12 protein-coding genes are annotated in these 12,529 nt (G+C 34.9%); 4 read left to right on the forward strand and 8 right to left on the reverse strand.

The window, feature by feature from the left end; translation table 11 throughout:
* Window positions 1-10: 10 nt before the first annotated feature.
* Window positions 11-958 carry a 2-hydroxyacid dehydrogenase gene (locus IRZ78_RS18590; protein ID WP_194617947.1) on the reverse strand — a complete coding sequence of 316 codons (948 nt, stop codon included), beginning with the start codon at window positions 956-958 and terminating at the stop codon, window positions 11-13.
* 256 nt (window positions 959-1,214) lie between these two features.
* Between IRZ78_RS18590 and nhaA the strand changes: the two genes are divergently transcribed.
* The 3 genes from nhaA (at window position 1,215) to IRZ78_RS18605 (ending at window position 3,373) form a co-directional block, all read left to right on the forward strand.
* Window positions 1,215-2,360, forward strand: a complete 1,146-nt coding sequence (gene nhaA / locus IRZ78_RS18595) for a Na+/H+ antiporter NhaA (protein ID WP_194617948.1) — start codon at window positions 1,215-1,217, stop codon at window positions 2,358-2,360.
* A gap of 4 nt (window positions 2,361-2,364) precedes the next feature.
* The gene (locus IRZ78_RS18600; RefSeq protein WP_194617949.1) at window positions 2,365-2,907 is read left to right on the forward strand and encodes a hypothetical protein; all 543 of its coding nucleotides are present in this window, start codon (window positions 2,365-2,367) and stop codon (window positions 2,905-2,907) included.
* Window positions 2,908-2,971: 64 nt separating this feature from the next.
* Window positions 2,972-3,373 carry a cytochrome c gene (locus IRZ78_RS18605; RefSeq protein WP_194617950.1) on the forward strand — a complete coding sequence of 134 codons (402 nt, stop codon included), beginning with the start codon at window positions 2,972-2,974 and terminating at the stop codon, window positions 3,371-3,373.
* Between the two features lie 179 nt (window positions 3,374-3,552).
* Here IRZ78_RS18605 and proC read toward each other — a convergent pair whose 3' ends face one another.
* The 7 genes from proC to serS all read right to left on the reverse strand — a co-directional run bounded on the left by proC (window position 3,553) and on the right by serS (window position 11,520).
* Window positions 3,553-4,329 carry a pyrroline-5-carboxylate reductase gene (gene proC, locus IRZ78_RS18610; RefSeq protein ID WP_194617951.1) on the reverse strand — a complete coding sequence of 259 codons (777 nt, stop codon included), beginning with the start codon at window positions 4,327-4,329 and terminating at the stop codon, window positions 3,553-3,555.
* Window positions 4,330-4,429: 100 nt separating this feature from the next.
* Complete coding sequence (gene mgtE, locus IRZ78_RS18615) at window positions 4,430-5,779, reverse strand: magnesium transporter (RefSeq protein WP_194617952.1); 1,350 nt, start codon at window positions 5,777-5,779, stop codon at window positions 4,430-4,432.
* Complete coding sequence (rsmA, locus tag IRZ78_RS18620) at window positions 5,763-6,548, reverse strand: 16S rRNA (adenine(1518)-N(6)/adenine(1519)-N(6))-dimethyltransferase RsmA (protein WP_083692330.1); 786 nt, start codon at window positions 6,546-6,548, stop codon at window positions 5,763-5,765. The genes mgtE and rsmA overlap by 17 nt, the downstream gene beginning before the upstream one ends.
* 376 nt (window positions 6,549-6,924) lie before the next feature.
* Window positions 6,925-7,236, reverse strand: a complete 312-nt coding sequence (locus IRZ78_RS18625) for a DUF4286 family protein (protein ID WP_194617953.1) — start codon at window positions 7,234-7,236, stop codon at window positions 6,925-6,927.
* Window positions 7,237-7,351: 115 nt separating this feature from the next.
* Entirely contained in the window at window positions 7,352-9,133 is a 1,782-nt protein-coding gene (locus IRZ78_RS18630) for a tetratricopeptide repeat protein (protein ID WP_194617954.1), read from the reverse strand.
* 202 nt (window positions 9,134-9,335) lie between these two features.
* Window positions 9,336-10,154, reverse strand: a complete 819-nt coding sequence (gene lgt / locus IRZ78_RS18635) for a prolipoprotein diacylglyceryl transferase (protein WP_194617955.1) — start codon at window positions 10,152-10,154, stop codon at window positions 9,336-9,338.
* Window positions 10,155-10,248: 94 nt separating this feature from the next.
* A complete protein-coding gene (gene serS / locus IRZ78_RS18640) occupies window positions 10,249-11,520 on the reverse strand; it encodes a serine--tRNA ligase (RefSeq protein ID WP_194617956.1) in 1,272 nt (423 codons plus the stop codon).
* A gap of 255 nt (window positions 11,521-11,775) precedes the next feature.
* Here serS and IRZ78_RS18645 point away from each other — a divergent pair, with 255 nt between their 5' ends.
* A complete protein-coding gene (locus IRZ78_RS18645) occupies window positions 11,776-12,405 on the forward strand; it encodes a DapH/DapD/GlmU-related protein (RefSeq protein ID WP_228520526.1) in 630 nt (209 codons plus the stop codon).
* The last annotated feature ends 124 nt before the right edge of the window (window positions 12,406-12,529 follow it).

A 12,529-nucleotide genomic window follows, 5' to 3' on the forward strand; every position in this document is an offset into this window, starting at 1 on the left:
TTTGCTCAACTTACTTTGAATACACTGCCTTAATTTTATCGACAATAACCTGCGCCAAACGTTCATGACTTTCAAAAGTCCATCCTGCAATATGAGGCGTCAGCAAAGCATTTTTAGCTTCTAATAAATACTGAAAAGCTTCGGGAGTATTTTTATCCTGAAACAAGGTTTCAAAAGATAATTTCTCATATTCTAAAACATCCAGACCTGCGCCCAAAATCTTTTTAGCCTTCATTGCTTCGACCAAATCTGCCGTAACGATATTTTTACCACGTGAAGTATTTATGATCCAAAACGGCTTTGCAAATGCATTTATAAAATCACTATTTACCATTTTATCCGTTTCAGGAGTCCACGGAAGGTGCAAACTCAAAACATCTGCTTTTTGCTGTAATTCCTGTAGCGAAACTTGTTGGGCATTTTCGTCACCAATATTTTCTAAAATATCATGAAAGATAACATCTACTTCAAAACCGCGAAGTTTTTTAGCGAAAGCTTTCCCCATGTTTCCGTAACCAATAATCCCTACGGTTTTTCCGTCAAGTTCATGACCACGATTACTTTCACGATTCCAGTGTCCGGCTTTTATTTCGGCGTCGGCCTGATTCAAATTATTAAATAAAGATAAAATTACGCCCAATGAATGTTCTGCAACAGCGTTGCGATTACCTTCAGGAGCAGCAATTAAATGTATTCCTTTTGTTTCGGCATAATCACAATCGATACTTTCTAAACCCGCGCCAACTCTGGCAATAAACTGCAAATTGATTGCTTTATCTAAAAAAGTTTTATCAATTTTAAAACGGCTACGAATTACGATTCCGTTATAATCCTGAATTTTGGCTTCGATTTCTTCTTTAGAAGATTTAAAATCGGCGTGGTTTTCAAAACCGGCATCTTCTAATTGTTGCCACAGAATTGGGTTATTGCTATCGATATGCAGAATTTTTATGCTCATTGTATTATATTTTATAAAGCAAAAATACAGCTTATTCTTTATTTAAGTTTACAGTTTATATTAATCTCGCAAAGTCACAAAATCGCAAAGAAAATGATTATTAAAAAAAGCATTTTACAAAATCAAACTAGGCATGTATTGAAGACAATAAGCTTAAAATTTTTTATTGGCAGGATTTTTTTTAACTTTGAAAATACAAGACTCAGCGATTTTAGCTGAATATATATCTTTCTAAATTCACACAACTCCCTCCACAATGAAACTAACCAAGACTTTTAAAGCCTTTTTTGACAACGAAAAATCAGGAGGATTACTCTTACTATTTGTTACGATTATATCTCTTTACCTGGCCAATTCTTCTTTTCAAACAGAATATATTGCCTTTTGGGAAAAAGACTTAGGCGGGCATTCGATCACACATTGGATTAACGATGGTTTAATGACCATTTTCTTTTTATTAATTGGTCTGGAATTAGAACGCGAAATCTACCATGGTGAACTATCAAGTATAAAAAATGCTTCATTACCAATTATGGCAGCATTTGGCGGAATGTTAGTTCCTGCCGCTATTTTCCTGGCTTTAAATTTTGGAACTGCAACGCAAAACGGAGCAGGAATTCCTATGGCGACTGATATCGCGTTTGCCATTGGGATTTTATCTCTTTTAGGAAAAAGAGTTCCAGCGTCATTAAAAGTGTTTTTAACTGCTTTGGCGGTTATCGATGATCTTGGAGCGATTATCGTTATTGCTATATTTTACACCACCTCAATTGCATTTGTAAATCTTGCCATTGCTTTAGGAATATGGGTTTTCTTGTTTATTTTGAATCGAATGAAAATTCATAACCTGATTCCTTATTTAATTGGAGGAATTGTAATGTGGTATTTTATGCTTAATTCGGGAGTTCACGCTACCATTACGGGTGTTATTCTGGCATTTGTAATTCCGTTTGGAGATGGCGGAGAACAATCTTCTTCCTATAAACTGCAGCATTTTTTACATAAACCTGTTGCTTTTGTTATTTTACCGCTATTTGCTATCGCGAATACATGCATTGCTATAGAATCTGACTGGCATCAGGGACTAAATCATCCTAATACATATGGTATTATTTTAGGTTTAGTAATAGGAAAACCATTAGGGATTTTACTTTTTTCTTCGATTGGAGTAAGTGCTGGTTTGTGCGCTTTGCCCAAAAGTCTAAAATGGGCGCATATTCTGGGCGCGGGAATGTTAGGCGGAATTGGTTTTACAATGTCGATTTTCATCACGCTTCTGGCTTTTAAAGATCCCGAGGTTATCGTTTTTTCTAAAATTGCCATCCTTATCGCATCCGTACTTTCCGGAATATTTGGATTTGTTTATTTGAAATATACCCTGACAAGAAATAAAACTACTTGATTTTATGAATTCGATATCTAAAATTACAGCTGTATTCGTATTTGCATTCCTGGTTTTGGCCTGCAATAATAAGCCAAAACCTGCAGTTGAAAAAGATCCCTCTACATCAAAAGTTTCGCTTCAAACGAACACAAATGAAGAAGTGATCGAAGGTTTATATGAAACACAGCCTGAATCGGATAATAACGATGAATGTAAAATTTCGATAACCATAACCAAAACTAAAACTGGTTATAGTTATGCTTTAAAAACGAAACTTCGACAATTAAAAGGTATCGCTAATTTAACCACCAACGAATCCGGAGAAAAAATTATCGTTTTAGAAGGCATAGAATGGGATGAATACGAAGGAGATATTAGCCGTGAAGAAGACAATGATTCTATAGCTGATTCAGAAACAACTTCTCAACAATTGGATATTCCGGTAGGAATTGGCGCCAGTTATACTAAAGACACTCTCACGATTCAGAATTATGGTAACGCCATGAATTCTTATACTAAACTTTCAGAATGTGGGAGGAAGTATATACAGCTTATTAAGAAATAAAATTTTTAAATTCCAAAATTTCAGTTGTGAATAAATTCCAAATTCCAAGTAACTAAAGCTGCAAATGAATAAAATCCGTCAAATACTTCTCTTTTCAGTTTTACTTATCACTGCACTTATCGGATTTATATTCTATCACATAAAAACTTATGTTCCACCCGCTTTTGATTGCAGAATACCCGTGCCTGCGTTTTGCGGAAATTCTGATTTAACAGAAAATGAAACAGAAGGAAAAGAGATTTTCCATTCAAATTGCGCAGCCTGTCATAAAAAAAATGCAAGATCTACCGGACCTGCATTGTATCAAATTGACTCATTAGTAATGAAAAAATGGTTAACGAATAAAAGAAACAAAATTGACAGTACTAAAATTGAACAATTTGGAATTGATTATCATAGGATTAAATTTTCCAAAGTTTTAAATAAAAAAGATATAAGCGATTTAATTGAATATTGTCATAATTAATAAATTCCAATTATTCGACAACTTGATTTCTATCAATATTTGACGAGTTTCTAGTACGACTTCTCCCTTCGCTCGAAGTGACAAACTATAACGATAAGCAGTATCTTAAAAACAAAAAAAAATCCAAAACCCCAACAAAGTTGGAATTTGGAATTTTAAATATTGTAATTTATTAAATCTTATCCCTTGATCTGTTTCAAAGAAGTCTTAATACCTTTTATCAAAGACGAACTAAAGCCATTGTGTTCCATTTCGTTCAATCCTACGATTGTGCAGCCCTGAGGCGTTGTTACACGGTCGATTAATTGTTCCGGATGTACTTTTTCCTCTAGCAACATTTTAGCCGCTCCTTTTACGGTTTGTGCCGCAATTGCCAAAGCGGTTTGAGAATCAAAACCTATTTCGATTCCGGCTTGCATCGACGCACGAATGTATCGTAACGCATAAGCTGTTCCGCAGGCACCCAAAACTGTTGCTGCATCCATTAACTTTTCGTCGATAACCGGAGCAGTTCCTAAATCCTGAAACAGGTCAACAATTGGCAATGCTTTTTCTCTGTCCTTTTCAGGGAAAGAGATACAAGTTGCCGATTCGCCAAACTGTGCCGCGATATTGGGCATAATACGAATTACCGGAAAAGCATTGTTTGTTTTTTCCTGAAGCATATCCAAAGACAAACCACTCACTGCCGAAGCAATGGTTTTTCCCGGAATTGCTGATAAAATTTCAGCAAAAACAGTATCCACCTGATAAGGTTTAATGGTTAAAATTACCACATCGGCCTCTTGAATATTATGTTTATTATCTGATGAAACCGTGATTCCGTACTCCGTTAAATATTGAATACTGGCGATGTTTCTTCTTGTAACTGTGACTTGATTATTTTTGGAGAATTTAGCAATTCCCAAGGCTATAGAAACCCCAAGATTCCCTCCTCCTATGATATGTACTTTCATTGCTTATTTATTGGCTGGTTAATAGCGAATTTTTCAGCCACAAATTACACAGATTTTAGAGATGTTAAATCACTGCATTCTGTTAATTTGTTGCAAAAACTTAGAACCCAAGAATCAGTTTGGCTACTCCAAAATAGAGCATAATTCCAAATACATCATTGGTTGTGGTAATAAACGGACCCGTCGCGATTGCGGGGTCAATTTTGTTTTTATGTAAAAATAACGGTACCAGGGTTCCTAAAGTCGCAGCAAATAAAATTACTACAATCATCGAAATCGAAATCGCAATTCCCACTAAATATTGTTGGTACATTATAGAATGATACGCCAATAAAAGCAACGAAATAATAGTTCCTGAAATCATAGAAACGCTAATCTCTTTACTAAAATATCCTCTGCTAAATTCTTTTAATGTTCCGTTGGCCAAACCTTGCACCACAATCGCCGATGCCTGAACACCAATATTTCCAGCAGTTGCAGAAAGTAACGGAACGAAAATAATTAAGGTTGAATATTTTTGAAACGTAGCTTCGTTTCCTTTCAAGACAAAAGATGCTACAATTTCGATCACCATTCCTATTAAAAGCCATGGCAAACGTGCTTTGGTTAGTTCAAGAACACTATCGTTCGATTCTACGTCCTGCGTAATACCCGCCGCTAATTGGTAATCTTTATCAGCTTCGTCCTTAATTACGTCTACGATATCATCGATGGTAATTCTACCTACCAGGCGCCCTAGTTCATCTACCACCGGAATCGCCTCTAAATCGTATTTTTGCATGATACGTGCTACCTCAACATCTTCGGTATCTACGTTTACAAAGTTGAGTTTTCGAATATAAATATCAGAGATTTGTGTTTTGGTCGAAGTTGTGAGTAAATCTTTTAATGACAATCTTCCTTTTAGACGATTTTCGTCATCGACCACATAAATAGAATGCACTCTGGAAACGTTTTCTGCCTGAATACGCATTTCTTTTACGCAAGTTAATACGTTCCAGTTTTCGTTGACTTTCACCAACTCTTTTCCCATCAAACCACCGGCAGAATTTTCGTCGTAACGCAACAAATCAACAATGTCTTTTGCGTGTTCAACGTCGTTAAGCTCAGAGATTACTTCCGCTTTTATTTCCTGCGAAAGTTCACCAATAATATCGGCCGCATCATTTGTTTCAAGCTCATCAAGCTCTTCTGCAATTTCTTTAGGCGAAAGTCGGCTTAAGATGTTTTCACGCAAATCATCTTCCAGTTCCAGAAGAATTTCTGCCGTTTTATCACTATCTAAAACCTTAAAGATATAAGTTGCTTCGTCGAAATCCAGTTCATCCAGGATTTCGGCAATATCAGCATGGTGCAGATCATTCAATAAAACTTCAAGCTCTTTGTCGTTTTTACTAACGATATGCTCTTCTAACTGGTGGATTAATTCTTTGCTAACTTTGAACTCCATCGGCTTCTATTTTTTGAGTCAGAACAATAAATTCGTCTACGCTAAGCTGCTCCGGACGTTTATCAAAGATAGTGTCTAATCGCAATTCATCAGATAAATTTAATGTTTTCAAACTGTTACGTAATGTTTTTCGTCTTTGCTGAAAAGCCGTTTTTACTACTGTAAAAAACAACCTTTCTCCGCACGGAAGGCTATAATCTTCCTTTCGGGTCATTTTCATCACACCCGACTTGACCTTGGGCGGAGGAATAAAGACGTTTTCATCTACTGTAAACAGATACTCTGTATCATAGAAAGCCTGAGCCAGTACGGATAAGATTCCGTAAGCCTTTGAGCCTTTTTTCTCGCAAATTCTTTCAGCAACTTCTTTCTGGAACATCCCCGAAAATTCCGGAATCTGATGTTTGAATTCTAAAGTTCTAAAAACAATTTGCGTCGAAATATTATAAGGGAAATTTCCAATAATAGCGAATTGTTTATTTTCGTAAACCTCGTTTATATTGTATTTCAGGAAATCCTGAGAGATAATTTTATCTTTTAGTTTTGGATAATTTTCACCCAAATACACCACAGATTCACCATCGATCTCGATCACGTGCGTGTTAATTGGTTTGTCAAGCAAATACTTAGTCAACACACCCATCCCCGGTCCTATTTCTAAAACCTCATCATATCCTTTTAAACTCAACGTATCTGCAATTGCTTTGGCGATACTTTCGTCTTTCAGGAAGTGTTGTCCTAAATGTTTTTTGGCTTTTACTTTTTCCATTTTCTTTTTTATTAGCCACAAAGGCACTAAGGTATTTTTGCCACGAAGACGCTAAGACACAAAGTTTTATTTTATTTCTGTTTTGCTCAATTTGCCACAAAGGCACGAAGGCACAAAGTTTTATTTTTTCTTTTCCAAATCAATTACAATCTGGAAATTATCTTTGTTTTTATCTACTTTATTCTCACAGGAAACCTGCTTATTCTTTCGCTTAAGCGTAAAAAACTATAAAATCTTTCAACTTTAGACAACTTCAAAAAATCTTCTTGTTGCTGTTTATTACTTTCTTCTTTGGTTTGAAATCGAACTTCCATAATTTCCTATTTTTACCGAGACTGATACCGATAGCTATCGGGAGAGACTGAAAAACTTAATATTAATGCTCCGAAATCACTTCCAATTCTGTTCTGAAAGAAAGCATTTTGTCTGCAAATAAACTTAAAGCTTCCTGATGAAACTTTGGTTCATCTTCGATATAATATTGATCCAAAGTCTCTTTGCTATCTGTAACATATTGAACAGAATAGGTGATTCCGCCCATTTCTTCTTCGATCATAACCCTTACGATTCTTGCCGAAGAAAATTTATTAGTAGCCAGAATTTCCGGTATGTGTTTTTCCTGCATCCATTTTAACCATTGGTCATGCACGCTCTCATGTATATTGGTTGTAACGTTGTAAATAATCATTTTTTTAAAGTTTCTAAGATTCTGAGTCTCTAAGATTCTAAGCATTTTGTTAGACTCAAGATATCGTCATATTATAAATTCATTTTTTGCAATTTGGAATTTGCTTTTTGAAATTTTACAAATTCTTATCCCCTCTCAGCTCTCGGTATTTTTTTCTGGCATCAACAAAGTAAATACTATCCTGATGATTAAAAATTACCTTTTCATATAAAGGTTTTGCCTTTTCTGCATCTTTCAATTCGTCGTTGTAAATTTCTGCCGAAAAAAACAGCGCTTCATCTACATAAATTCCGTCACTATGATTGTCAATGATCTGTTGATATTGGCTTAAAGCCGAACTAAAATCTTTTTGACTTTCATAAATTTTACCTAAACGCAACAGTGTTACAGCTTCTATTTCTTGTCCTTTAAAGGCTTTTAAAATACTCTGAAACTGAGCAATTGCTTCCGGTTTCTTATTCTGATAGATCAAAAAATCACCTTTTGCAAATTGTTTTAATGCCGTTTGCGTCGAATCGGCAACAGTGTTGTCATTTATCAGTAAAAAATATTCTAGGGCATCATTGGCAATTAACTGCGTATTTGCCGCTTTCAGCTCTTTAAACTGTTTCAAAGCCCACTCAAAATCGCTTTTGTAATAACTTGTTTTTGCCGCTTTTAAACTTGCTTCATGCGCCATGACATCATTCTTTAAATCCAATTGAATTTGAGAATAATAAATCAGCGCCTGATTGAACTTTTCTTCTAAAAGCAAGATGTCGGCCAACTCCATTTTGGCATCTGCTTTTTGATAATCATTCAGATTTAATTCTAATGCTTTCTTAACAATTGCCCTTCCTTCTTCAGTCTTTTTAAGATTAAAAGCCAGGAAATGTGCCTGAATTATTTGCAAAGATAAGGTAAAAGGAGTTATTTCATAGGTTGCAAGCAATTGTTGTAACTCTGTATTGATAATTGGATAGTCTTTTTCCTGTGCTTTATCGATTTTAATTTGCATTAAATACGAATTCGTCTGAATCAATAAGTCTAAATCTTTGGTGTTTTGAAGTATGAAATTTAAGATTTCTGCAGCCGTATCAGTATCGTCTTCGTTCAAAGCAAACTGACTTAAATTGACAATGCTCGAAAGAGATTCAGGTTCGCGTTTGTAAATCGCTTTTTCCTGAATAAAGGCTTTTCCAAATTCTTTTTGCTGTACATAAAACCAGCTCAGATAATGATTCCAGAATACATCCTGATCTTTTTGAGTTCTTAAGATCAAAGCTTTACGCATGGCATCTTTAAAAGCGGTATTATCTGTTTCACCATTCATGAAACGGGATAATTGAGTTTGTATTAAATTGGCGTTTTGCGGATTATTATACGATTCTGTCAATAAAAGTTCAATCATCTGATCGGTCTTCCCTAACTGCCCGTACAACATCCCGATCTGGAAATTAAAATTATAATTGGGCTGAATCTGCATTGCTGTTTGATATGCTTTTAAGGCATATTCGAGCAATACTTTTTTCTCGAAAGAATTACCAATTCCGTAAACATCATTCGGACTTGTTTTGATTTTTTCTATAGCCTGCTCGTAGTAGTTTTTGGCTTTAGCTTCGTTTTTCTGTAATTGATAGTTATACCCCAACTCTACTAAAAAAACACCTTGTTTGTATCTGTTATAACGTTCCTGAATAACTTTTTGAGACAAATCAAATTGCTGCAGTTGCTGATAACAATCGATCGTTCTTAAAAAATATTGGGTATTGGATGGCGAAATTTTCAGCAGTTCTTCATAACTGATTTTAGCTTTTTCGAAATCACCTTTATCGTAGTAATATTGAGCCAATTGCTCGTTTTGCGAAAAAGCAAAAGCAGACCATAGTAAAACGATATAAATAAAGATGTTTTTCATAATTCAGTCTTTTTTTCAGTTTTCAGTCTCAGTTTTCAGTCTCAGTTTTCAGTCTCAGTTTTCAGTCTCAGTTTTCAGTATTCAGTATCAGTATCAGTGTTCAGCACAATTCACTGTAAACTGCGACTGTAAACTATGTTTCCGTCTCAGTGTTCAGCGCAATCCAAACTGTAAACTCCGACTGTGACTGTAAACTCATCAACTAAACCTCCTTCTTAGATTTCCAAATCATCAGGGCGATACCAATTAAAATAAAAGGAATACTTAATACTTGTCCCATATTAATAATCATATCATTTTCAAAGGCTTCCTGATTTTCTTTGAAAAATTCGATTACAAATCGGGCTACGAACATTAAAGTTAAGAAACATCCGAAGATAAACCCGTCTGCTTTTTTAAACTTTTCTGTTTTATAAAGATAAAGAACAATTGCGAAAATCAATAAATAAGCAAATGCTTCGTATAATTGTGTTGGATGTCTCGGGATCATATCATCTCTCTGAAAAACAACTCCCCAGTTTCCGTTTGTTGGTTTTCCGTAGATTTCAGAATTCATAAAATTCCCAAATCTGATAAAAGCACCTGTTACCGGAACTCCAATGGCCATTTTATCGAGCAACCATAAGAACTTAACTTTGTATTTTCGACAATATAAGATCATTGCGATCAAAACACCTATTGACCCTCCGTGACTTGCTAAACCCTGATAACCAACAAACTTATAAACTCCCGCTACTTTCTGAATTGGCAAAAGAATTTCTATAGGATGCTGTAAAAAATAAGAAGGCTCATAAAAAAAGCAATGCCCTAATCGTGCGCCTAAGATGGTACCAACGATTACATAAACCAATAAACTATCCAGATTATCTACCGATAGATGTTCTTTTTTATAAATATTTCTTACGATATAATATCCCAGTAAAAGTCCGATAGCAAAAAGAGCTCCATAATATTTTAAAGGAAAACTATCTGTTATCATGACAATAACCGGATCAACATTCCAGTTTAAAATTCCATTCATCTCTTGTTTTATTTTTGTTTTAGTACTTCGCTTAAATTAAGAAAACCTAACAGGTTTTAGAAACCTGTTAGGTTTAATCCTAAGTACTGTTTAATTAATTTATAATATCAAATCCGCAGTAAGGGCGTAAAACTTCTGGAATTACGATTCCTTCCGGAGTTTGGTAATTTTCTAATATACCGGCTAAAACTCTTGGCAAAGCCAATGAACTTCCGTTAAGCGTGTGCGCCAATTGATTTTTTCCGTCTTTGTCTTTGAAACGTAATTTCAAACGATTGGCCTGAAAAGTTTCGAAGTTAGAAACAGAACTGATCTCTAACCAACGATCCTGCGCGGTAGAAAACACTTCAAAATCATATGTCAAAGCCGATGTGAATCCCATATCGCCACCACATAAACGTAAAACACGGTATGGCAATTTCAATTCTTTCAAAATATCTTTTACGTGCTCAACCATTCCGTCAAGTGCTTCATAAGACTTCTCGGGATGTTCTACACGTACAATTTCTACTTTATCAAATTGGTGCAAACGGTTTAATCCACGAACGTGTGCTCCGTAAGAACCTGCCTCACGACGGAAACATGGAGTATAAGCTGTGTATAAAACTGGTAATTCCGTTTCGCTTAATAAAACATCGCGAAATAAATTCGTAACCGGAACCTCAGCAGTTGGAATCAAATATAAATCATCAATTGTTGAGTGATACATTTGTCCTTCTTTGTCCGGTAATTGTCCTGTTCCGTATCCAGAAGCTTCGTTTACCAAATGCGGTACCTGAACTTCATTGTATCCTGCAGCAGTATTTTTATCCAGGAAATAATTGATCAAAGCACGTTGCAAACGAGCTCCTTTTCCTTTATAAACCGGAAATCCTGCTCCAGCAATTTTTACACCCAATTCGAAATCGATGATATCGTATTTTTTTACCAATTCCCAGTGAGGTTGTGCACCTTCGTGAAGAACCGGAATATCACCTTCCTGAAAAACATTTAAGTTATCGTCCGGAGTTTTTCCTTCAGGAACAATATCAGCCGGAAGATTTGGTAAAGTATATAATAAATTGGTTAATTCGGTAGCCAAAGCTTCAGCTTTTTCGCCTAATTCTTTACTTTTTTCTTTTAATGAAACCGTTTTTTCTTTTAAGATTGCCGCTTTAGCTTTCTCTCCCGCTTTCATTAATTCTCCAATATCTTTGGATAATTTATTAGATTCAGATAAAGTGTTGTCTAATTCAACTTGTGTTGCACGACGATTTTCGTCTAATTGCACGACTTCTTCAACAACGCTTTTAGCATCGATATTTCGTTTTGCTAAAGCCTTGATTACTTTCTCCTGATTCTCTCTAATAAATGCGATTTGTAACATAGCTTGATTTTTATAACTATTGTATTTTTTTATAACGGAAGCAAATTTAAGGAAATGTTTTATAAGATCACGACAAAGTTGATTCTAAAGTTATTTCGAGGTTGTTCAAGAAGAGGTTCCGCACAGATACACAGAGATTTTCACAGAGATACACAAAAATTTTAAATATTACTTCGTGAAGCTTCGTGAAAATCTCCGTGTATCTCTGCGGAATAACGTGCGAAATCCCTTTTTCGAAAATAAAAAATCAGTAAATTGCAATTAAAAATTACCATCATGCTTATCGACCATTTTATCGAAAATTTCTCAAAGACTTTTACTAATCTTTCTCCATCAGAACCCTGGAATATCACCAATGACCTCAAAGCTATAATCGAAAAAATGATTTTAAATCTGGGGGATGATTATATTATTCAAGATAATATTGCCATTCATAAATCAGCCACTATTGAAAACAATGTAACGATTAAGAAACCGGCTATTATTGGTAAAAACTGCTATATTAGTGCAAACGCTTATTTTAGAGAAGGTGTTTATTTAGATCAATCGGTAAAAATTGGTCTGGGTTGCGAAATAAAAAGCAGTATTATTTGTTCTAATACCGCAATTGCGCATTTTAATTACATCGGAAACAGTATTATTGGACGAAACATCAATTTTGAAGCAGGTTCGATTGCCGCCAATCATTACAACGAAAGAGCGAATAAAAAAATATCAGTACTTTATGATGCTAAAATTATCGAAACGAACTCGGATAAATTTGGTTCTTTGGTTGGTGACAATTCACGAATTGGAGCAAATGCAGTATTATCGCCGGTAACTATTTTAGTCAAAAATTCGATTGTAAAAAGACTGGAATTAATTGAGCAAGTGGTTTTGGAATAGTAGTTATTCCACAGATATACAATAAAGTAGCACAGAGATTCAAAAAAATTTTAGTAATTTAAATATACTAATTCTTAATTCTTAATTCTTAATTCTTAATTCTTAATTCTTAATTCTTAATTCT

The sequence above is a fragment of the Flavobacterium sp. CSZ genome (assembly GCF_015350725.1).
GTDB lineage: Bacteria > Bacteroidota > Bacteroidia > Flavobacteriales > Flavobacteriaceae > Flavobacterium.